The sequence below is a fragment of the Candidatus Poribacteria bacterium genome, from assembly GCA_026702755.1.
GTDB lineage: Bacteria > Poribacteria > WGA-4E > WGA-4E > WGA-3G > WGA-3G.
Genome location: JAPPBX010000118.1, coordinates 15,167 through 37,884, shown reverse-complemented (window position 1 = coordinate 37,884; position 22,718 = coordinate 15,167). Strand labels below are relative to the sequence as shown.

24 protein-coding genes and 1 pseudogene are annotated in these 22,718 nt (G+C 47.2%); 12 read left to right on the top strand and 13 right to left on the bottom strand.

Annotated elements, in window-relative coordinates; genetic code table 11:
- Positions 1-24 precede the first annotated feature (24 nt).
- From OXH39_23705 to OXH39_23665, 9 genes and pseudogenes are all read right to left on the bottom strand, one after another.
- Positions 25-234 (bottom strand): hypothetical protein, encoded by a 210-nt coding sequence (locus OXH39_23705; protein ID MCY3553476.1) that lies wholly within the window; start codon positions 232-234, stop codon positions 25-27.
- A gap of 38 nt (positions 235-272) precedes the next feature.
- Positions 273-515 (bottom strand): annotated as a pseudogene (locus OXH39_23700) (hypothetical protein).
- Positions 516-526: 11 nt separating this feature from the next.
- The gene (locus OXH39_23695; GenBank protein MCY3553475.1) at positions 527-1,237 is read right to left on the bottom strand and encodes a Uma2 family endonuclease; all 711 of its coding nucleotides are present in this window, start codon (positions 1,235-1,237) and stop codon (positions 527-529) included.
- A gap of 116 nt (positions 1,238-1,353) precedes the next feature.
- Positions 1,354-3,285, bottom strand: a complete 1,932-nt coding sequence (locus OXH39_23690; protein ID MCY3553474.1) for a hypothetical protein — start codon at positions 3,283-3,285, stop codon at positions 1,354-1,356.
- Between the two features lie 7 nt (positions 3,286-3,292).
- Positions 3,293-4,216: a hypothetical protein gene (locus tag OXH39_23685; protein ID MCY3553473.1), complete on the bottom strand. Its 924-nt coding sequence runs from the start codon at positions 4,214-4,216 to the stop codon at positions 3,293-3,295.
- A 170-nt stretch (positions 4,217-4,386) separates the two neighbouring features.
- Complete coding sequence (gene pdhA / locus OXH39_23680) at positions 4,387-5,373, bottom strand: pyruvate dehydrogenase (acetyl-transferring) E1 component subunit alpha (GenBank protein MCY3553472.1); 987 nt, start codon at positions 5,371-5,373, stop codon at positions 4,387-4,389.
- A 57-nt stretch (positions 5,374-5,430) separates the two neighbouring features.
- Positions 5,431-6,147, bottom strand: coding sequence for an SOS response-associated peptidase (locus tag OXH39_23675; GenBank protein ID MCY3553471.1), 717 nt, complete (start codon positions 6,145-6,147; stop codon positions 5,431-5,433).
- 53 nt (positions 6,148-6,200) lie between these two features.
- Complete coding sequence (locus OXH39_23670) at positions 6,201-7,040, bottom strand: SDR family oxidoreductase (protein MCY3553470.1); 840 nt, start codon at positions 7,038-7,040, stop codon at positions 6,201-6,203.
- A 200-nt stretch (positions 7,041-7,240) separates the two neighbouring features.
- Positions 7,241-8,650, bottom strand: coding sequence for a tetratricopeptide repeat protein (locus tag OXH39_23665; protein MCY3553469.1), 1,410 nt, complete (start codon positions 8,648-8,650; stop codon positions 7,241-7,243).
- Between the two features lie 263 nt (positions 8,651-8,913).
- Between OXH39_23665 and OXH39_23660 the strand changes: the two genes are divergently transcribed.
- Together OXH39_23660 and OXH39_23655 are read left to right on the top strand one after the other, a co-directional pair.
- Positions 8,914-9,273 carry a hypothetical protein gene (locus OXH39_23660; protein MCY3553468.1) on the top strand — a complete coding sequence of 120 codons (360 nt, stop codon included), beginning with the start codon at positions 8,914-8,916 and terminating at the stop codon, positions 9,271-9,273.
- Between the two features lie 12 nt (positions 9,274-9,285).
- Positions 9,286-10,083: a phytanoyl-CoA dioxygenase family protein gene (locus OXH39_23655; GenBank protein ID MCY3553467.1), complete on the top strand. Its 798-nt coding sequence runs from the start codon at positions 9,286-9,288 to the stop codon at positions 10,081-10,083.
- Between the two features lie 32 nt (positions 10,084-10,115).
- Here the strand turns inward: OXH39_23655 and OXH39_23650 are convergent, their stop codons facing one another.
- The 3 genes from OXH39_23650 to OXH39_23640 all read right to left on the bottom strand — a co-directional run bounded on the left by OXH39_23650 (position 10,116) and on the right by OXH39_23640 (position 13,274).
- Positions 10,116-11,174 carry a tetratricopeptide repeat protein gene (locus OXH39_23650; protein ID MCY3553466.1) on the bottom strand — a complete coding sequence of 353 codons (1,059 nt, stop codon included), beginning with the start codon at positions 11,172-11,174 and terminating at the stop codon, positions 10,116-10,118.
- A gap of 173 nt (positions 11,175-11,347) precedes the next feature.
- The gene (locus tag OXH39_23645; protein MCY3553465.1) at positions 11,348-12,145 is read right to left on the bottom strand and encodes a sugar phosphate isomerase/epimerase; all 798 of its coding nucleotides are present in this window, start codon (positions 12,143-12,145) and stop codon (positions 11,348-11,350) included.
- Between the two features lie 49 nt (positions 12,146-12,194).
- On the bottom strand, positions 12,195-13,274 hold the full coding sequence (locus OXH39_23640) for a Gfo/Idh/MocA family oxidoreductase (protein ID MCY3553464.1): 1,080 nt from the start codon (positions 13,272-13,274) through the stop codon (positions 12,195-12,197).
- Between the two features lie 236 nt (positions 13,275-13,510).
- Here OXH39_23640 and OXH39_23635 point away from each other — a divergent pair, with 236 nt between their 5' ends.
- The 10 genes from OXH39_23635 (at position 13,511) to moeB (ending at position 21,876) form a co-directional block, all read left to right on the top strand.
- Complete coding sequence (locus OXH39_23635; GenBank protein MCY3553463.1) at positions 13,511-14,611, top strand: Gfo/Idh/MocA family oxidoreductase; 1,101 nt, start codon at positions 13,511-13,513, stop codon at positions 14,609-14,611.
- Between the two features lie 108 nt (positions 14,612-14,719).
- Complete coding sequence (locus OXH39_23630) at positions 14,720-15,511, top strand: LamG domain-containing protein (GenBank protein ID MCY3553462.1); 792 nt, start codon at positions 14,720-14,722, stop codon at positions 15,509-15,511.
- A gap of 343 nt (positions 15,512-15,854) precedes the next feature.
- Positions 15,855-18,299, top strand: a complete 2,445-nt coding sequence (locus tag OXH39_23625; protein MCY3553461.1) for a sulfurtransferase TusA family protein — start codon at positions 15,855-15,857, stop codon at positions 18,297-18,299.
- 132 nt (positions 18,300-18,431) lie between these two features.
- The gene (locus tag OXH39_23620) at positions 18,432-18,923 is read left to right on the top strand and encodes a PIN domain-containing protein (GenBank protein MCY3553460.1); all 492 of its coding nucleotides are present in this window, start codon (positions 18,432-18,434) and stop codon (positions 18,921-18,923) included.
- Positions 18,895-19,107: a hypothetical protein gene (locus OXH39_23615; GenBank protein ID MCY3553459.1), complete on the top strand. Its 213-nt coding sequence runs from the start codon at positions 18,895-18,897 to the stop codon at positions 19,105-19,107. Before OXH39_23620 ends, OXH39_23615 begins: the two co-directional genes overlap by 29 nt.
- A 243-nt stretch (positions 19,108-19,350) precedes the next feature.
- Positions 19,351-19,686 (top strand): type II toxin-antitoxin system RelE/ParE family toxin, encoded by a 336-nt coding sequence (locus OXH39_23610; protein MCY3553458.1) that lies wholly within the window; start codon positions 19,351-19,353, stop codon positions 19,684-19,686.
- The gene (locus tag OXH39_23605; protein MCY3553457.1) at positions 19,686-20,075 is read left to right on the top strand and encodes a hypothetical protein; all 390 of its coding nucleotides are present in this window, start codon (positions 19,686-19,688) and stop codon (positions 20,073-20,075) included. The genes OXH39_23610 and OXH39_23605 overlap by 1 nt, the downstream gene beginning before the upstream one ends.
- 88 nt (positions 20,076-20,163) lie before the next feature.
- Complete coding sequence (locus OXH39_23600) at positions 20,164-20,406, top strand: hypothetical protein (GenBank protein ID MCY3553456.1); 243 nt, start codon at positions 20,164-20,166, stop codon at positions 20,404-20,406.
- Positions 20,407-20,489: 83 nt separating this feature from the next.
- On the top strand, positions 20,490-21,068 hold the full coding sequence (locus tag OXH39_23595; GenBank protein ID MCY3553455.1) for a hypothetical protein: 579 nt from the start codon (positions 20,490-20,492) through the stop codon (positions 21,066-21,068).
- 1 nt (position 21,069) lies between these two features.
- Positions 21,070-21,876, top strand: coding sequence for a molybdopterin-synthase adenylyltransferase MoeB (gene moeB, locus OXH39_23590; protein MCY3553454.1), 807 nt, complete (start codon positions 21,070-21,072; stop codon positions 21,874-21,876).
- Between the two features lie 80 nt (positions 21,877-21,956).
- On the opposite strand, the gene OXH39_23585 is transcribed toward moeB, so the two are convergent.
- Positions 21,957-22,718: an SDR family NAD(P)-dependent oxidoreductase gene (locus OXH39_23585; GenBank protein ID MCY3553453.1), complete on the bottom strand. Its 762-nt coding sequence runs from the start codon at positions 22,716-22,718 to the stop codon at positions 21,957-21,959.

Below are 22,718 nucleotides of genomic sequence, written 5' to 3'. Positions count from 1 at the left end.
CGAAATCTCAAAAAGTCAACAACTTTATCGTAAACTCAACATTGAAAGACTACTAGTTTCTGACAGTTTCGCACAGGCATACGCGATTTCATTTAAAACCTTATGGTTATTCCAGATTAATTCATTTTGGTGTAATTCCTCTATCGGATCAAATTTTTCATAAATTCCTTGCCAGTCGTTATTTGATTTTAGTTTTTCCAGTTGTTCAATTAAGGTTTGAATTGTTTCTGTCATCTATTTTCTCCTTTTAGTTATTAGGGCTTTTCGGGGTTCTATGCTCGTAGGGCGGATAACAATGCCCTTGCAACAGCAATAGGCAGTTGGATGAGGTGAAAACGGTTGGCTGTGTAGGCATAACCTTCGCCACTTTCATCTATGACGCGGATATAACCATGAGCCTCTGCTTCGTCATCTTAAATCACACGATATACTTTCCCTACCTCAAGAGAAGCCGCATATCCATCCTTATTAAAACATAGACCGAATTGCGGAGGTTGATTTTCTTTTTTGCCCATCTTTAATCGTATCACAAGCGCGCTTTCAAGCGTTCCAATTCTGCTTGGAGCCGGGAAACTTCAGCCTCTGCTTTGTGCCGAGCATCGGCTTCCTGATTGGCGCGTTCTTCTGCGTCCTCGGCACGTTCAGCAGACGTTTTTAGCCACGCTTCTGCCTCAGGATCGTAAATTCCTAAACTATCATCAAGAGCATGAAACTCTAAACCAAGCGTCACAGACGGAAGTCCACCAGTAGCGAGAGACGCTATTTCAACATAATCGTCTCCGATGAGACGAAATCCGAGCAAAGGGGCAGGTAAATAACGCCTATCAACATCGTAAACGAAGTATTCAGGGATGCCGATCTCCGCATAGAGCTGCACCTTTCTCGTCAGGTCATTGCGATAGGTCCCTTTGCTGGCGAACTCTAATATGAAGTCCGGAGGTTTGCCCTCCTCCCATATCTTATAGATACGGCGTTCCTTCTTACCGATACCGAAGGCAACAAAAATATCGGGCGAAATGGATTTACGGGGGTTTCCCTCTTCATAATACATCATCATATCCCCGAGGACATAAACATCCGGGATGTGTGCGAAATGGTTTTCGATGCGATTAAAATTCTTTAGGAGCTCTCTAAAATGGCGTTCAGTTTCAGCCATAGGTTTGCCATCCGATTCAGGATATAGATCCGCTGTTTCTGTCGGTGCAGAAGGGAGTGGAAAAGTATTTGAATGTCCCATAAGTCTAACTCCTTTTCCGTGATATCTTTTTTGAGTCAGGGATTACTAATGGTATAAAATTATAGCATATTTTTAGCAGTTTCTCAAATTAAAATACCTGAAGAACACGCTTTCGACTACGGCCAAAAATTATACATCGGCTGCTGTGTCACAACACTGACGAGGCTCCAGATACCACCCACGGTAAAATCACCTAACATCAACCCAATCGCAAACATCACCAACTGCTGCGATGCCCGCGGTCCGCCAATCTTCAAGACGCTCCACTTGATAATCGAACTTACCAGCATACAGCTCCACAAATACCGCATACCCCAGTCGCTGGAAACGACAAATCCGATCGGATGGAAGGGCCACCAGAAAAAACGCGCCCGCATAAACATCAGGAGCGTCGAAAAAAGTAAACCGAACACAATACCGCCAGTGGCATAGAAATTCGGTTCCGTAGGGTAGTAGATCCAACGCTGGAGTCCATTGAAGACACGTCCACCGAAACCTGTCGACCAACTACTGCTCCCGCTCATATTCAATGCGCCATAGGTATAAAAGAGGTAGAGGATAACACCGAATACCATCACAGCAGCGAATGCCGAAATCCCTAATAGTGCGAAAAACAACCGCCGCGGTGCGATCCCGGAACGTTCCGCGAGTTTGAAACCTTCTAACTGATGCGGCATCGGGTTGCTTGTATAACTCCGATTGAACCAGCGGTAGAGCGTCAGCGCAATGAGGTTATTCGTGCCAAGCATCCGTGTGCCGAAACTGTCGACAAGGATATGATGATTCGGCATATTTTCCATCGCATGCACGGGAAACCCTTGTTCTGCACGCATCCGTGTGAGCACTAAGACGATGATGAAATAGATTGCGAAAAAGAGTGGAATCAGCCAGAAAGACATTCCGATACGTCTTGAAAAAATGAAAAGAAAGATAAGCCCTCCGACGATGCCCCAGAGCGCAAACCTATACGGAATCGGTTCATCGGCATCTTCGCCTGTGTTGCGACGCGCGATGCGAAACACACCACGAAAATGGCGTAGATTCAGTACAAAAACAGAGATGAAAATTCCTATGGCAGCACCGAAGCACTGCCGATCAATGTATGGGAATCCGGGTAGACTGGATAACCCAGCAGCACTCGCAAGGACTAACTGCGCCTTGTAAAAAATAAAGAAAAACCAACTGGAGAACGAAAGATCGAGCGGCATCAACAGCCCAAGCCCAATAACGAACGGGTAGTAGGACATGCTGACACCACCGATGGCGTTCCAAGGTTTCTCTGTGAACAGATGTCCAAACCCACGCCAACCACCGATGCGCTTGATGGGTAAGGTAGGCAGCGTCGGATACAGAAAACTGAAACCGTTGAGAATCGCAATAGATGCCGCGATCCCAAATCCGAGCCATGTGATACGGTGTGAAAACAGCGATTTCGTGTTATGCGTAACGTGAAATGCAATCTGTGTTATCGGATAGGCGAGCCGTTCGCGTTCTACCCACTGTTTCCGCAAGATGACATTAATACACAACATCACGAGGACCAAGACCGTCATAAACGCTGCCCAAGACAAAATTGGCACTATCCATGCACCAAGGATATCCAGTGTGGAAAGATTAGATTCACCTGTATAATATCCTGCCAACGCTTTTGGGTCGTCCACAAGGAGCCACTTCGGAAGGTAATCCCAGAAGAGTTGTTTCCATTCATTTTCGGGGGTTGCGAACCAGAAGGCGTGCCCGATGGTCGTGACGAGGATCGTCATCAACGTAATGGAGGGGAAAGCACATGCCACGCTGAGCAGAATGTATATTGTGAGGAGTTCCGCGTCGGTGAATAATCGGCGGCGAGTCGCAATATTGAGAAGGGTAAAGGCAAAAACAACAAAGACAACATTGTAAAACGGCACGGCGTAAGTATTCAGGGCGTAACCGACAAGTCCGACTTCGCCCGCAATGATCCAGTAGAAATTAAATGGAATCAGAACGAGCGTAATGACAATAGATTTCCATGTCACCCCGTGCGATTTCGGGCGTTCGTCTTCTTTCATGAGCGTCTTAGATTTCGTTCAAAAAAGTGATCAACGTATCCAGTTCTTTAGAAACGGTTGCAAATAGATCCCCAATCGGTTTGGCATGTTCTTCGGCTTTTTCGTAAATCAACTCATCGCGATAAATGTTATTGACTTTGTGTCGGAAGTCTAAAAGTTCTTTTAATCTCGGTAAAGTGTTTGGGGAAATTACGGGCGGGCGTTCTGGTCGCCGTTCTGCCATTTGTTCAAGTAGATCGTTATGCCAGCGACTCCCTTTCGGTATTTGCCTATCTACCTCACGGGCAATTCGCTCAAAAATTCTCTCAATGCCGCTGTAAACTTCAGCGAGATCAGAAGCGATTGTCTTTTCTACATATTTTTTGTGATTAGCGGCAATGATTTCAATATCTTGTAATGCATTCGCGATGCCTCGGACAGTTCGTTCTATTTTTGTGCGTTCATCAGCGATGCGTTGAATGAGTTTATTCCGATTCACTATGTAAGTTTCTCCGTTTCCTGGGTCCGATGCGTTCACCAGTGTGATAATGTCTGTTCCTGCTTTATCAATAGGGATGGCTTGGTTTAGAATCCGCTCACGGAATAAACGGTTAACGGATTTAAAATTGATAATATCTATCTTAAACTCAGGATTCAAGCCTTTTGTTTTCCAGAGCGCGTCCAAGCATTTGTTATATGAGACCCCCCAAACAACGATATCAATATCTGAGTTTTGGGTGAACCGTTCCGGTTCAGTGAGAGAGCCGAAGACGGCAACTTTAGTCGCACCAAAGTCTCGATAAAGGACAGTGGCGAGGCGACGCGCGGTCTCCCACGCTCGTTGGATTAATGCTTTGTCAACCCGACGATTTTCCCACTGGCGTTTGAGGTTTTCCCTGCATTCTGCGAGTTCTGATGGAGACATTCCGCCTGTTGTCGTTGCGTTTTGCATGTTTAAAAACCCCTGACTATTTAGGTGTTTTGAAGTCAGGCGAGGTTGCGAACCTCGCCTGCGAATCTATAGTAAAACCTCAAAATAAAACACATTTTGTAGGGGCACCCCTTGTGGATGCCCGCAAACGCAACGTTTACTTTACTATAAATCCAATTAGAGTATCGTAATCACGGCTGAACGGAGCCAGCATATACATCATCCAAAGCGTCTTCTGGAAGCGGTTCAGGGCTATTCTTGGCGAATTCAAGTGCCTCCTCAAGTTCGTTTGCGAGTTCCGTCTCCAGTGCTGAAAGTTCACCTTCGCTCACACCCTCTTCTTCGGTGAGAACTTGAGCAAGTCTCCGAATCGGATCCCGTTGCCGTTCCTGCTCTTGGACCTCTTCACGGTCGCGATAGGATGTACCAGGATCACCAATGTGATGCCCTCGGAATCTATAGGTGTCACAGTTAAGGAGCGTTGGACCGCCTCCGTCACGTGCCCGTGCCACAGCTTCGTCTGCCGCGGCGTAGACCTTGAGCACATCGTTCCCATCAACGGTAAGACCGGGCATGTCGTAAGCCGGTGCGCGAACAGCAGCTATATCCTCTACCCGCTGATGCTCTCGTTGTGGCGTTCCCATACCGAACCGATTGTTTTCACAGACAAAAACGACAGGTAGTTCCCAAACAGCCGCGAGATTAAGTGTTTCATGGAATACGCCTTGATTCGTTGCGCCATCGCCAAAGAAGGACACTGCGACCTGCTTCGTGCCGCGGAGTTTCGCGGAGAGTGCTGCACCCGCAGCGAGTGGAATGCCCGCACCGACAACACCGTTGGCACCCAAAATACCGGTCTCTTTATCGGCAATGTGCATCGAACCGCCTTTCCCTTTACAATAGCCGGTCGTGCGTGCGAACAACTCCGCCATCATCCGATCGCGTTTGCCACCCTTTGCGATGAGATGACCGTGACCGCGATGTGTGCTGGTGATGTAATCATCGTCTTCCAAATGCGCACAAACGCCGACGGCTGTGGCTTCCTCACCAATATAGAGATGAAGAAAACCAGGAAGTTGACCACTTTGATAAAGCGTCCCAGCGGCTTCTTCAAATTGACGAATCTCTAACATTTTACGATACATGAAGAGCATCTGCTCTTTGCTCGGTTTTGACATAATTCCTTTCCTATCTCGGCACAAGCGTTAGGGACGCTCTGCCGGTTTCATAGCCATTCAGTTCAAGGACTGTGTAGCCTCGAATGGCGCGATGCATTCAGGCGAATCGTTTGTAGGACGGTTGACAAACCTTGATACCGGATATGCCTCCATCTCCTCATCAGAATAGGGGATAAGGAGGCGTTGAAGCGAATCCGCTGATTGTTCATCTGATACAAGCCACTCCGCATAAGCATCTTGTGGCAGAATCACAGGCATCCTATGGTGAATTTTTTCTAACAAAGCGTTCGGTGGACATGTAATAATAGTGCAGGAACGGAGCGGTTCATCCATTTCCTTCGACTGCCATGTTTCCCACAACCCCGCGAGCGCGAACGGCTTCTGCGATTTAAGACGGATATAGACCGGTTGTTTGAACCTATCACCGGGTATCTTTTGCCATTCGTAGTAGCCATCGGCTAAGATGAGACATCTCCTATGTTTGTAGGCATTTCGGAAGGAGGGTTTTTCCGAAAGCGTTTCCGAACGGGCGTTAATCATTCTGTTTCCAATCTTCGGATCTTTCGCCCAAAACGGAATGAGTCCCCAATGAAAAAATTCTACCTGTTTCGCATCTACGGATTCCACTGTATCAGTCGATGTATTTGCAATAACAGCTATATCTTGTGTCGGTGAAATATTGTAGCGCGGGGACAAGTTCACCGGTACGTCAAAGTTGAAGAAAGTTTGACTTAGTGCTTCAGTATCGCTTGCAAGCGTAAATCGTCCACACATTTCGTATCTCCTGAAAAAGCATAGGCACGGGTGCCTACTTTTATAAAATTGTCCTACGTATCCTTTTTCGATTGCGGAACGAGAATATCGTCTCTCCAACGGAGACGGAAAGATGGGCGCACGAGTGCTTCTGGCGACTGAAGGGTTAAGCCACCATCGGCAGTCAAGACGATGCCCGTAACGAAGTCCGCCTCATCAGATGCCAAGAAAAGCGCAGCGTTAGCAATGTCTTCGGGTTTCCCGTAGCGTCCAATCGGATAGCAATCACGAGAGGCTTGTTCCTCCAGTGTATCCTCAGCGAGAGAGGCTTCACCGCGTTCACCGACAATCTGTCCAGGAGCGATAGCATTCGCTCGGATACCCTCTCTGCCGTAATCAAGCGCAATACTACGCGTCAAAGCGTTCAACCCCCCTTTTCCTGCGCCATAAAGTCCAAATCCCGGATTTGTAATTGTGGCGTTGACCGTAGAGATGAAGACCAAAGCACCCCCACCGTTACGAATCATTTCTGGAATACAATACTTTGCGCCGAGCCACGGCCCGCCCAGCGTCACACCAAGGCTCTCATTCCACTCTTCGTGCGTGAATTCAATCGCTTTTTTGGTGTAGGAGTGGGCAGCGTTATGGACAAGGGTTGTTATCTTACCATAGTTCGACAAGGCAGTTTTGACGAGCGTCTGCCAAGTCGTTTCATCAGCGACATCTCCCATGACAGCGACTGCTTGTCCGCCAGCATCTTGAATGCGGTTTACAGTTTCAACAAGTTTCTGCTCGCGGCGGCGCGTGTTGACAACCACTCTCGCACCTTCACAAGCGAACCTATATGCAGTCGCTGCCCCAATACCACCCCAAGCAGCACCCGCGACAATCGCAACTTTTCCTTCCAGTCTCATGATAACCCTTTCCTTTGGCAGTTTTAGTGTACACCTATGCCAATTAAGGCGGCAAACTCAAAAATCGAGCAGACGCGTGTACTCGAAACATGTAGAAAAACAACGCCTTAAAACTCACATCTCAGTTTTGGTAATTTTGCCACGATTTCCCCGAAATATCCACCAAATTTCGCATCCACATAATGCTGTTAGAATGTTGATTATTCCTCTTCTTCTATATCTTTTATATCTATAATTTCTATAAGATCTGTATCTATATCTTCTGTGTCATCTGTGTCTATAAAAGGATTTTGAAAAATATCGGTAAAAGGATTTTCAAATTGGAACATCTGTTCAAGGGCTGCTTCAGTGGCATCCTCTCTACCAAGCATCGCGTTCGTCGCAACCCGACTGAAATGAGCTGGCATGAAATCTGGCTCAAGTCGAATTGCTTCATCATAATCAGCGATAACAGTTTTATATACTTCAATGTTATCTTTGTTGGGGTCTCCCACAAGCGTGGCGGTTATCAGCCCTCGAGTGAAGTAGAATATCCCCTCCTCTGGTTTGAGGCGAATTGCCTCATTATAATCTGTAATCGCAGCTTCGTATTGTTCAAGTTCAGATTTCATGAGTCCTCGATTGAAGTATGCCTCGGCATAGTCTGGTTTCAGTCGAATTGCTTCGTCATAGTCTGCGATAGCGGCTTCAGTTTGTTCAAGTTTATCCTTAGCGAAAGCTCTACCGTTGTAAGCCTCAGCGAATTCTGGGTTTTGGCGTATCGCTTCGTCAAAGTCGCTGACAGCATCCTCAAAATTGGCGAGATTGTTTTGCGCGACAGCCCGATTGTAGTAAGCTTCGATGTTTTCGGGATTTGAACGTATCGCTTCATTAGCGGTTTCAATGGCGGCCTCGTATACTTCTATTTCTTCTTCATCAAGTTCAATCAAGTTCGAGAAATCAAACGGCATCTCACCAGAGGCCAACGGATTTGTGGGATGTGGACCTATGACAGTTGGAACGTCTTCTTGTAATGATTCCATGGCGATTTTACGCATGTGATGAGCAGCATCATTGGTAGGTTCTAAGCGTATCGCTTCGTCAAAGTCAGCAATAGCGGCTTCATAGTCCTCCATGGTGCCCTTTACAAAACCGCGCTTATAGTATAACTCGGCGTAATCGGGTCGGAGACGTATCGCTTCGTCAAGGTCTTCAATAGCGGACGCATGATCGTCTAAATCAAAATGGACATCGCCTCGGACGTGATAGGCTTCTGCTAAGTCGGGTTTTAGACGGATAGCGGTATTACAGTCCTCCATAGCGGCGATTTCTTCACTGATCATGTTTCTTGAATGGCCGCGCTCTACGTAGGCGTTAGCGTTCTCTGGATTTAACTCGATAACTTGATTGAAGTCTTCAATCGCATCATCATATTCCTCTAACGCAATGTTTGACATCCCGCGATTATAGTACGCCTCGGCATAATTTGGTTTGAGTTGGGTCGCCTTCTCGTAATCTTCAATTGCTTCAATGTGTCTACCGCGCGAGGCTTTTGAAAGTCCGGTTGCGTTATAGAATTCAGGAGACTTGTTCGCGCGTCTTTTTCTTTTCTTCCGACGTTTCTTAGCCATAACCTAATTCTTCCTTTACCTTTGTTAGAACTCTATACGATTTTTGGAGCATCAGGACCTTCTCAAGAGATGTAGCAAGAATAGAAAACGCAGGGGGTTATCGTGGAGTAATCTGTTATCTGTCCCCGTCTTATAAAATCGATCAAATCCATTAAAAAAATTGAACACGAAAGTCTATTATTGTCAATTTTCTTCAACTATTATACCATATTTTTCGTTTTTTTGCTACAATGATAATAATCGTAATGAAGGGGGAAACTCGTGTGAAATCAGCGATAAAAGAATGGCTTGACGATTGTATCGAAAAACTTAATATGGGCGAGTTGACCGAGGCTGACCTACACCGTGTAACTGCAGTCTTGAATTCGGAAAATCAACTGATTCTCTATCTCTATTCTAAATCAACGAATCTACGCTCACCGCTTGGCGGGTGGGCACTGTACGACGCAACCGCACCCGATGAACCTGTTCTACCGTCCCAAGATGCACCCTATGCATCAGTACTTGATGCGGTTAACGACGGATGGAGGATTGTCCAATTTCCACGTCCTGAACTCTACAACTTTACGGATGTTGACAACGCCTATCTTACTTATGAGTTCATTTTGGAAAAGCTTGTATAAAGGAAAAACGCGATGATTAACATTGAACCAACGCTAAATGATCACGATGTCATGCAGTTTATCCATAACGGCTATATCACATTGGAAAACATTATTGATGTCGACTTCAATCGGGAGTGTGAATCGGTACAGGGTGGACATCTCAACGACTTCGTTCTTACAGATGAATTCCGCCGGAACGTCCTACTACACCCAGAAGTGGCTGGTGTAGTCCGTTCACTGCTGGGCGAGAATTTTCTCGTGCCCACGAGCGCACATCATCATCTTTTTGAAGCCGCACACCGCGGGCAAACGTGGCACTCCGACGGGATCACCGAATACGGATACGGGATCACACATCTCCAATGTTATTACTACCCCAAAGAGGTGAAAATTGAAGATGGACCGACAATGATATTGCCGGGTTCCCATCATCGACTCGTGGATAGAGAGGCGATCGCTCACTACGGCGATATTCTCGGACAACTCTCACTCACCGTTCCAGCAGGCACCGTCGCGATGACCCGTTATGGCATTTGGCATAAAGCGGGTCCAAAACTCAATGACGATAAACGGGGGATGATTAAATTTTCCTACTTCCGTACCACGGTGCCCAAACGGGATTGGGTACGGGATTCCGATGAAATTCCACCTTACCAACACCAAGGAAGGCACCCATACGTAACGGAAATAGAATCCTATCGCGACCGGCGCAGGGGTGAATTGACATGGAACTGGCTATGCGGATTGGCAGAAATAGAGGAGGAAATTCCACCGGTACAGATGTTTAACAGTGGCATTCCCTTATCAGAAATCCAACTTCAGTTCTGATAACGGAGAAGGCGGGTAACTTCTCAAAGTGTTCACATAGTTTCCGATTTTACTGTAAATTGGCGTAGAAAGTCCTCAACATCATCTTTCAGTTCTATATCTACTTGTGCCCCTTTGGAATTTGAGTCACCTTGACCTAAAAAATCTTCAATATCATCTTTTAGTTCTGCATTGTTCGCCTGTGTTGCGAATTTCAAGGCGGTTTGGAAATCCTGTTTCGCTTCTGAAGTCTTGTTAAGAGCACTCTTCGCCAATCCGCGACCGAAGTACGCACCTGCATCATGCGGGTCCAGCCGAATGGCGGTATCATAGTCAACAGTTGCTGCTTCGTATTCACCGATATCTGCTTTTGCTATCGCACGATTGAAGTATGCAACAGCACCATCATTCTTACGGGCAAGTTCAATGGCAGTGTCATAATCTGTGATCGCCGCTTTATGTTGACCCAGTTTACTCTTGATGTTTCCTCGGTTGTAGTAGGCAGTTGCAGCACCCGAGTTCATCTGAATAGTGGTATTGTAATCCGCAATCGCTGCTTCGTATTCACCAAGATCTGCTTTAGATACGCCCCGACTGAAGTAGGCTTTGGTATACTTAGGATTGAGTCGAATGGCGGTATCATAGTCCGTGATTGCCGCTTCGTGTTGATTGAGTTTTGCCTTCGCAGCCCCGCGATTGTAATGGGCGTTTACGTAATTCGGTTTCAGGCGAATAGCGGTATCATAGTCGGCGATCGCTTCCTTATATTCTCCAAGGTTTTTCTTTACAATCCCACGGTTGTTGTAAGGTGTCCCCAAGCTCGGATCCAAACGTATCGCAGCGTCATAGTCGGCGATTGCACCTTGGTATCCACCGAGCCTTTTCTTTGCGACTCCCCGATTGTTGTAGGCAGCTGCGTAATTAGGAGCCAATCGGATGGCTGCATTATACATCTCAATTGCCTCCATGTATTCACCGCTTTTTGCCTTTGCCAACCCACGACTGTTGTAGTCCTTAGCTTCCTCCGAAACCTTCACCGAAGTTTTCTCAGATCCACAACCCAAGCAAACGATGCACATTAGAAGCATGGTCAACAATCCTCTACCTTTCATCGCTTTTCTCCTTCCTTTTATATTTTATATTTAACCCAGGTTGCCACTTACAAAAAATAGCGTTGCTTTTACCACAGGTTCATAGTGGATCGTTCATATCGCAGGCACTTTAGTATACGACCAGAAAGTTTTGCGAGTAGGCAGGCTGCTAACCCGCCTACTAAATTCGTGAATTAACGTGCACCGCACGCTTGCAGACACGCTTGCATGTGTCCACGCGACTCTGCAGCAATCGTGCAGCACTGTTCTAAACTATACTCTTTCGCACCGATCACTTCAAGGTTCAACGGACCGGTATAACCGTTTTCATGCAGGACGCGAATATAACCGACGAGGTCGATGTTCCCGCGTCCGTTCGCCTGCAATTCAGGGACACCGGGACCCCGTTCCATTCCCTTGCAATCGCGGATATGCACGTGTTTGACGCGCGAAATCACAGCAGCGATCGCCTCCACAGGATTTTCATCCGCTCGATGGATATGAGACGGGTCCATATCAATTCCAAACGCTGGCGACGAAATCGCTTCCATGATGCGGAGCGTCGTCGGTGTATTATAGATGCTTGCACCGACATGTGCCTTAACACAGAGCGTCACGCCATAGTGTTCCGCACGTTCAGAGAGACTACCCAATGAATCGACCACTTCGGGCCACGCAGATTCATCGTCGGATGCTCCACCGGGACCGCAGTTGATAATCGGGACACCTATCTCAGCTGCCGCTTGAAATGCAAGCTCCATTCTTTCTGGGTCGCGTGAGGGCTGCTCCATTGCTAACAACTCCACTTCGTACGTTTTTGCGAAACCCTTAATGTCGTTAGCGAGTTCTTGCCAGTTTGCAAGGACGAGGTGTTGGCTCATCCCGTCAATCGCTGAGAGTTCAATGCCATCGTAACCAGCCATAGCGATGTGCTTGAAGGCGGTTTCCATGTCGTAACCGCCGAACAGCACCGAATTTGCTCCTAATTTCAAATGTAATTCTCCTTTTGTAGGGATGGATATTGCGTTGCTTTCTCTGCAATTACCCTTTTAACGGCGGAAGTGGATGCGGACGGACTACGATACCACCCTGTTCATAAGACTCCATCGCTGCCCAAGTGTATTCAAGCGTGGCGAGGGCATCTCTACCGGAGGCACGCAGCTGCTCTTTCGGTACACCATTCGTGATGTCTTCTAAAAACGCATGAATTCTCAGTGGGAAGGTTTGACCGAAGTCACTGATGCCGGACTCGGTAACAATAGGCTCACCAGAGAAATCAGGGGCACCCGGGGAAGACCAATAGGTGACCTTCTCGATACAGTTTTCAATGCAGAAGGTACCACGTGTACCTGCAAGTTCGACGCTCCACCAACCACCGAGACCGAACGTAGCATCACCACGTTGGCTCAACAGGTAACCGATACACCCGTTCTCAAAACGAAGGTGTATACTGTTAATGGAGACCATCACATCTCCAGCACCGCGTCTAAAATGAGGACGGTTCATAAAGGCTTGAACGTGCGTCACATCACCGCAGAAATGGCGCATTACACTGAACGGGTGTGCCAGGAAGGCTTTCACATGGAAGTAGGGAAACCCATCAGAACGTGGAGCTTTTGAGTAGCTGTAGTTAAATTCACCGCCAGCAAACCCCATTTTGTGAAGACAATAAACCTGCTCCCCGATATGTCCCTCGTCGATATATTTCTTCGCTTGCTCCGCGGGCGGTGTGAAATAGTGGTTCAGATTACAGCCGAGATAGAGATCTTCTTCCGTGGCTTTTGCTACCATCTCCCGTGCTTGCCCGATGTCGTTAGAAATCGGTTTCTCGACGAGCACGTGCTTCCCGTTATCGAGAGCTTCCATCGTCGGTTCATAGTGCCAACTTCCGTTCTCATTCCCGCCAGTACCGACATCAACGATGTCCAGATCGGGTTCGCCGTCGATCATATCAGCGACGCTATAATATGCCTTTACACCAAGACGTTCCGCCGCGCTGTCCGCACGCTCTTTCACAATATCGCACACCGCAACCAGTTCCGCTAAGTCGTCATTCGCATGGCAATTTGCGTGATTATTCCCAATGCCACTCATGCCGACAACGCCAACTTTTAATGCCATTTTATTCTTCCTTCCAATAGATGAAGTTTGATTTCGCCTATAGGGAAGACTCGCAGTTGAAATTTGCGCTTGCTCGTAACACCCTACAGCGATTTTCTATATTATTATAAGACTGTTCGGGGTTTTGTCAACAAATATCTTGAAAAATTACTTGACAGGATTCCGAATACATGCTATTTTCCCATAACAGAACTTGCGCACCTTAATCCTTATAAGCACGAAGGAGAAAAAGACGGATGAGTATCAGTGTCGGGATGGTAGGCTTAGGGATGTTCGGACCCTCGTTTATCCAATCGTATAAGGCACATCCGGATGTACATCGGCTTGCGTTGTGTGATTTACGCGAAGACCGCCTCACAAAATGGGCAGAGCAATTTGAGATTTCTGAGACCTACACAAGTCTTGATGATATCTGCAAATCGGATTTAGATGCCCTCGTGATTATCACCCAGCACTGGATGCACGCACCGCAGGCAATTCAAGCGATGGAAGCGGGAAAGCACGTTTATACGGCTGTCCCTGCCGCTGCATCACTGGATGAATGCGAGCAGCTCGTCAGGACGGTTGAACGGACCGGGATGATCTATATGAACGGTGAGACGAGTTATTTCCGTCCGGAAACTGCCTTCTGTCGCCAGAAAGCAGCGGAGGGCGCGTTCGGAGAATTTGTCCATTGTCGTGCCGAGTATTTTCACGATATGGACCATGGACTTTACGATGTGGCGAAAAATCGGTGGGGTACACAGTGGGGTCGCGACAAGAGTGGCGGTATTCCGATGTACTATCCAACGCATTCAACCTGTTTTCCTATTTCTGTAATGAAGGCGCATGCAACATCGGTTTCCGCACAAGGATATATCTATCCAAATGACGACTGGTTTCGGGAAGATACTATTCACAAAAACCCGTTCTCCAATGAAGTCGGGCTTTTCACAATGAGCAATGGGGCGACAATGCAAATCTGTGAATTCCGACGGATTGGACACCCCGGATCTGAACGGGTCAGCGGGATATATGGCACAGAAGGGAGTTACGAGCAGAGCCTTGCGGGGTGTGTTTGGGCAGGTAAAAATGAAAGGGAGATTGTCCAGCCTTCGCAAACGCACGAACACTTACCTGAGGCACTCGCGGCAGATCTCGGCGGACATGGCGGTTCTCATGCCTATCTCGTGCATGAGTTTGTGGATTCTGTCAATCGTCAACGATTACCGCGCGTCAATGTTTGGGAAGCCGTTCGGTACTGTGCACCCGGATTCGTCGCACATGAATCGGCGTTACGAGATGGCGAATTGCTCCCAATTCCGGATTGGGGGGACGCGCCAGAGAGAGACATTTAGTTTTAAGTCTGTTGTAGCGATTTTGATGTTTTTACGTATATTGTAAACTATAGCCAGTTGATAATTCACTGAATATCACTTTGAGAATGATAAAGGAGAAAATAAAAAATGAAAGTTACGGTTGCAAGGTTATTATGTGTTAGTTTCACGGTTATGAGTCTGATGTTTGTAGGTATCAGTTCTGCTGAAATTGACCTTGAAACTTGCGTCGGGATGTGGCTCTTTAATGAGGGGAGCGGTGATGTCGTTGAAGATTACTCTGGAAGGGGCAATAACGCCACAATCCACGGTGGGGCAACATGGGTTGATGGCATGTTTGGCAAGGGTTTGAGTCTCGACGGCTCGGATGATTACCTCGAAATTGCGCACGATAATTCTTTAAACGTTGGCGGCGGGCACACGATTGCCCTTTGGTTTAAATTAGGTGCGGCTCCTACTGGTGGCATGGGTGTTGTGACCAAAGATGATTGGGCTCCTGGATTTTGGTGGGATGGGAATATAATCCGACATCACACGCATGACCCGGCGGCTACCCTTCATTATGTAGATGCCAATTGGGAACCAGATACAGACTGGCATCATGTTGCTGTTACTTGGGATGGTGAAGCGTTTGCTGTATATCTGGACGCTGATGAGATTGGGTCTGGTGTAACCGGAGCAAACATAGGAAGGAACCCGCTAACTGACAAACCCCTTTTAATAGGTATCTATTTAGCCACTGGACAGCACGGTCAGTGGGGCGAGTTTCTCAGTGCGACAATTGACGATGTTGCCATCTTCAATACGGCGTTGACCGGTGATGATATTGAAACATTCATGACTGAAGGATTAGGCGCAACAACTGATATTGAACCTTTAGGGAAACTCACAACGACCTGGGCTACCATTAAAGCCGATTAATTTGCTTCCAAACCTAAAGATTGCGGTAATTAGCAATTTTCGATGTTTGCTGGCAATTTCGCGCTTTGCTGTTGTTCAAATGGACAAGAAGGGATTGTGCTTCTTTCATCTCTTTACCAATCCCACTGTTTCCAAGATGTGGGCATCTACACGGGATGCCCACTCTGCATTAAAAAATTAGACTTGATTTTTATTCCGTTTTACAGTATACTGTACTATTTAAAGGGTTTCTACTCGGAGATGCTATGCAATATCGGCTTGCAAGCTTCCCTAAATAGAAAACAGCGGACATCAATTAATGTAATGCAGACTATGAACTTGAGGTTAGTATAAGGAGTACAGGATGGCTATTGAATACGCGGGAGCTTACGATGCCTCGGCAATCCCGCCGGATGTTGCCCGCGAAATTGAAATTTATGAGATTCAACTCGATCGGTTCCAAGCCGGTCAAGTGGAAGAGGCAACCTTTACTGAATTTAGACTTCGGCGCGGCGTTTATGGGCAGCGCGATGACCGGTCGCAGATGATCCGTGTCAAGATCCCCTTCGGAGGGCTTACAGCGGCACAGCTCGAAATGCTCGCAGATGTTGCCGAAGAATTTTCGGATAACATCATTCACATTACGACGCGTCAAGATGTACAATATCATTACGTAGACATCAATACCACCGCTGAGTTGATGCGTCGTCTCGCAAGCGTTGACATCACAACAAAAGAAGCGTGTGGCAATGTCGTGCGAAACGTCACAGCATGCCCTCTCAGTGGTGTATGCCATGATGAAACGTTTGATGTAACACCCTACTCGAAGGCTTTGTCAGCGTTTCTTTTGGGACACCCGGATGCGGAGAACTTTGGTCGTAAGTTCAAAATCGCATTTTCCGGATGTGAAGAACACGCGTGCGGCTTAGCAAATATGCACGACATCGGGGCGGTTGCTGCGGTCAAAGAGGTAGACGGGGAAGTCAAACGCGGTTTCAAACTCTATGTTGGCGGCGGTCTCGGTGCGGTCCCGCATCAGGCAAAAATCTTTGACGATTTCGTCCCGGCAGAGGAACTCCTCCCAATTTCACAATCAATTTGCAGAGTCTTCACCCGTTTAGGGGAACGCAGAAATCGGAATAAGGCACGTCTGAAGTTTGTTATCGCCAAATACGGCATTGAAGAATTTCGCAAACAGGTGCTTGAAGATCGGGAAACCCTACGGCATGACCCCGAATGGACAGCATATTTGGATAATTTAGATGCCTACGATGAGAGTCCGCTCAAGGCACCGACGCAGCTCAATGGCACCACGAAACCTGAAGGGTTTGAAGAATGGTATCAATCTAATGTACAGTTACAGAGTCAACCCGGCTACGCTTTTGTAACGATTACGCTACCGCTTGGGGATATTACCGCAGATCAGACGCGTGCTTTGGCAGATATTTCGCGGAAATACGTGAAAGACACCATCCGCGCCACAGTCGAGCAGAACATCGTTCTCCGTTGGGTGACGATGACGGATCTACCCGCACTCTATCGCGAATTGAAAGAAATCGGTCTCGGCGATCCGGGTGCAGAATCTATGGTTGATATTACCGCTTGCCCCGGCACTGATTCTTGCAAACTCGGTGTTTCTTCTTCACGGGGGTTGGCAGCGCATCTGCGAAGCCATTTCATTGAATCCGGTGTGCAGAATGAAATCAAGGACTTTCGGATTAAAATTAGCGGTTGCCCCAACTCATGCGGACAGCATCACATCGCAAATATTGGCTTCTTTGGCTCTTCAAAACGAGTGGGAGGGCATATCGCGCCTGTCTACCTGGTGCTACTCGGTGGACACATGATTGAAAACGCCAGTTCTTACGGACTTGCAACGGGAAAAATCCACGGCAAATATATTCCAGAGTTCATTGAAGAATTGACTGGAAAATATGTCGATGAAAAGCAAGATGACGAAACCTTCACCAATTACGTCGGACGGCTCGGTAAAGTGGAGATCAAAACGATCTTGTCCAAGTACGATCAGATTCCCCCGTACGAGGAAGCACCTGAATTCTATATTGACACAGGTGACACGAAAGACTATCAACTCAAAACCGGTGTCGGTGAGTGTGCTGGAGAGGTGATCGCACTTGTTTCTATGAAGTTAGAAGAAGCAGATCGGCTTATCTATGAATCCGGTTTGAACTTGGAAAAGGGTGAATATGAGGATTCCGCGGGACTGGCTTTTGATGCAATGATCAGAGCCACAGACGGACTTCTGACAACGGTAGGTTTGCAGTATGTTGACGACGCGACCACCGTCAACGAATTCCGCACCCATTTCTTTGATCCGGGTAACTTCTTCGCAGGATTCGGAGCACATCTGTTTAAGGCTACGGAAGAAGATAGTTCTACTTTCGACCACGAATTGGCGCATCGCCGTGTAGAAGAAGCCACCCTCTTCGTAGAAGAATCGCATAACGTGTATAATCGTATGCGTATCAAGCAGGAAGAAGAGGAAGAGAGTCGTCGCAAAACACGTCGCTCGCGACCGGCACGGAAGCCAAGGGTTGTCAAGGAGAAGAAACCCGTTGAGGAAATCGTGGATAGCCTCGATCTCAAGGGTGTTGCCTGCCCATTCAATTATGTCCAAGCAAAAGTCCGCTTGGAAACAATGGACCTCGGTCAACTTCTTGAGATTACCATTGACGATGGTGAACCGATCGAGAACGTGCCGAAGAGCCTCACCAACGATGGGCATGAGGTCGTTGACACCAAAAAAGTCGGAAAACACTACCGCCTTACCATTCGGAAGGGCGAGTAAAGTGTAATGTGTTTTATCATTTGTAGGGGTAGGTTTGTAACCTATCTCTACAAACTGTTACCGCACCGAAAAGGATAGGTAAGTAGCGATAGTCAGCTCACCAAGAACAGATCCGTTTAACAGAGTGAATGTGTGCAGACGCTTCTTCAGAACTGTAAGATATATCTTGATACGTGTTGCTTAAATCGTCTTTTTAACGATCAGACACAAGCACGGATTCATCAAGAAACTGAGGCTGTTAAGATAATCCTTGCTCGGTTCTTCACAACACAGTGGCAGTGGCTTATTAGCACTGCCCTAGTGAATGAGATCAGCAAAACTCCCAATAAAACGTTACGTGCTGAAATGGAAGTGTTGTTGGATCTCGCAGACCAAAATGTCACAGTTGGGATAGCAGAAATAGCACGCGGAACACAATTAGAATCATTGGGATTTAAGTGGTTGGACGCTTTGCATATCGCTTGTGCTGAAAGAGGTAGGGCGGATATCCTTCTAACAACAGATGATCGGATGCTTAGAAGAGCAAAACGCTTCCGTTTACAACTTCGTGTCCGTGTTGAAAATCCTTATACATGGTTAGAGGAGATTAATAAACATGAACATACAAAAGCTGCTGGAAGGTGAGATGGAAGAACTCCGTCGTCGGAATCCAGATGTTCACGCGCTTTTAGAAAAGATATTTCAGCACAAAGATGGAAAAGGCGATTATTCTGTTGAACGACATAAATGGATGGAAACACTTGATAAAGAAACGTTTTTGAACGAAATACGTCAAATTGAACAGGTTCGGAAACAGAATGAAAAATAAAAGTGATTTCCCTATCAAAACGATAGTTATGAGATTGTTGACACGAAGAAGGTTGGAAAGCACTACCGCCTCACCATTCGGAAGGGTGAGTAGACTCTAAGGTTGTGGTTCCTCGAAGCTAAGTTTCACAAGAAGGCGATTGCCGCCCGCGCCCAAAACGGGTGGGTTAGGCAATCGCCTAAATTTTTCAAATTTACGCTGTATAGAGCCAAGGGTTGCACACAAAAAATAAATTAGCCAAGAATGCCTGACGCACATCCACGAGAAATACAAATCTACCGTACGCCAAATGGTCAGCAACCTTTCACAGAATGGTTAGAATCAATTCGAGATGTGAACACACAAGATCGAATTCGGGCACGCGCTAACCGCCTTAAATTCGGTAATTTTGGTGATTATAAATCTGTTGGTGACGGTGTCTGTGAGTTGCGTCTCAACTTCGGACCAGGTTATCGAATCTATTTTGGCATGGGAGGTAGCATGATAGTTCTTCTGCTCTGTGGTGGCGACAAGTCATCACAAGCACGCGACATTGAACGTGCGAAAACCTATTGGTTGCAATACAAGGAGTCACACTAATGCAAAAAATGGGAACATGGCGTGATTACCTCGTTAAAAAACTGGCAGATCGAGAAAGGGCAATCGGTTATCTCCAAGCTATTCTCGACGATTATTATATCTACGGGGGGGCTGCTGTCGTCAAGGATGCTCTTGATACTATTGTTGAAGCACAAGGCGGAGTTTCCAAAGTTGCCAAGCAGGTTGATATGGACCCACAACTTCTCTCAAAGGTCTTATCCAACGAGGAGGTACCTCTAATTGACACACTGGGAATCGTTCTTAAAGCACTCGGCTATCAACTTTCAATCAAACCGATAGAGCGCGAAAACTTTAACCTCAAAACTGATGCTGACGAGTTAGGAGGAGAAACCGCGCGCGTGGCAGAGGGACCGATCTCATTACAATAAGTTGACTTTCCTACCAACTTGCAGTATAATAAAGAAGTGGAAAGTAGAGATAATGGCACTAAAATGCAACACACTTACGGACAAATAAATGGCAACAATCGTTAAACATAAAGAGACCGGCAAACGTTGCTGTCTGCTCGGCGCGGGGTTTGGGGTCTTTCAATCCTCGAAACCGAACATGTTTCTCGGAAATTTAATGGCTGATGTGGAAGAAGGCGAGTACGCATTAGTCTGTGTCTGTAACAGCAAAGGCGAGATTTTCTGGTTAGAGGCGACACAGGTTACCGTTGTTAGCATTGATGGGCAGAACCTCCAAGAACTCGCAGTCTAATAGAAGTCTCGGTGTTTTTTATAGAGAATAGATATCTCTAATAGCCTTGTTTACCCTCTCACGAAAGGAAATTTTTTAGCAGAATGGATCTACAGCAGATTAACATCAAGGTCTTCACAACTGAAGATAGCAATATCAACTATACCAACTTCATCAAAGTCTTTAACCACTGGATGGAAGAAGCCGATTCGGACGACTATCTGAATTACGCCGATTATTCTCATGTTGATGCCGGACCGGGTGTATTGTTGATTTTGAAGCAAGCCAACTATAGTATTGACAATGCTTACCATGAACACGGTTTCCTCTACAACCGGAAACAGGCAGTTGAAGGCGATAACTCAGAAAAGATTCGCGAAGCACTCACAGAGGTGCTTTCCAAGTGTGAACAACTCGAAGCATCGGCGGAGTTGGAAAACGCAGTGCATTTCAACGGGGCAGACCTCCTGTTTATGATAAACAACCGCCATATTGCACCGAATACACAGGAAACCGCAGCAGCCGTTGAGGCAGACCTAAGCCCGGTCCTACAGCAGATGTACGGCGATGGAGATTTCACAATAGAACGCACCTCTGAAGATGCACGCGAACGGTTCGCCCTACGAATCTCTGCGAATTCGGATAAACCGATTTCAGAACTCCTTGCCAATCTCGGAGGCTAAGATGTTTAATTTTACCAACGAACAAATTGAACGCTACAGCCGACACATTATCCTCAAAGAAGTAGGTGGGATGGGGCAGACGCGGCTCCTTGAATCGAAGGTACTTCTCATTGGTGCAGGCGGACTCGGTTCTCCGGTTGGAGTTTACCTCGCTGCGGCAGGGGTCGGCACAATCGGCATCATTGACGACGATGTCGTCGATCTCAGTAATTTACAACGCCAGATCTTGCACGGCACGAGCGACATCGGCATCCCGAAAACGAAATCTGCAGAAGCCACTATCGCAGAGATGAATCCCGATGTCAAGGTCGTTCCTTACAATGAACGCATCACCTCGGAAAACGCCTTCCAAATTCTGGAACAATACGATCTAATTGTCGATGGGTGCGACAACATACCGACCCGTTACCTCCTCAATGATGCGTCTGCTATGTTGGGAAAGCCGGTTGTGCATGGCAGCATCTTCCAGTTTGAAGGACGGGTCACCGTTCTCTATCCGGGCAAAGGACCCTGTTATCGATGCATCTATCCCGATCCACCGCCACCCGGAATGGTACCGACCTGTCAAGAGGCAGGTGTTTTTGGTGTGTTGCCCGGTATTATTGGAACAATTCAAGCCGTTGAAGCGATTAAAGTCCTACTGGACATCGGCGACCCGTTGATCGGGAGCCTTCTGCTTTTCGACGCGTTATCGATGGATTTCAAGCGACTGAAACTTCGTCAAGATAGCAGCTGCCCGATGTGTGGTGAAAATCCCACGATCCACGAGCTGATTGATTACGAAGAATTCTGTCAGGTACAGTGGTAATCCAACGACTGTTGTTGTAGGGCGAGGTCTCCGTGCCTCGCCCTTGCCTGTTTGTGTCGAAATTTTTTAACCCAATCCTGTTATTCCAAAATCGCCCGTCGAATTGGCGAATCAATGAATAGCGAATCGCCACCATCAATCGTCAATTCCAATCCTGTAACCCACGCCGCCTCGTCCGAGCAGAGCCACAGTGCTGCATAAGCCACATCAATGGGGTTACCGAGCCGTTCCAGTTGTGTCGCTGCTGGAGCGATTTCTCCGTCTGGCAACGGATCCCAGATAATACCCGGACATAACGCATGAACCCGAATATTTTTATCGTATAATTCTTTCGCGAGATTTTTCGCGGCTGCTACCATTCCAGCCTTCGCTACGGCGTAAGCACTGTTTGCGTCTTGTCTCACCCGTTCGCCCGCGGAAATCGTAATAAGACATCCACCGCCACGCGCCTCTAAAATCGGGACAAGTCGGCGTACAGGATTGAACAACGTTTGCAAGTTGTTTTGTAACGCGCCATCCCAATACGCTGGTTCCATCGTAGTAATATCGTGTTCTGTTGAAAAGAACCCACCCGCAGCATGGATAAGACAGTCAATGCCGCCAAATTCCGCCACAGCAGCGTCAACCAGTGCATCTACCTGTGCTGCGCCCATTAGATCTGTCTGATGCGTTAGCACATCACCACGATTGGCACGGATACGTTCCGCTGTTTCTTCCATTGTCTCTGTTGTGCGTGCAGCGAGCACCACCTTCGCACCCTCTTGGGCAAAAAGCAAGGCAGTCGCACGACTCATGTTTGATCCGGCACCGGCGAATAACGCAACTTTATCTTTCAGTCGCAT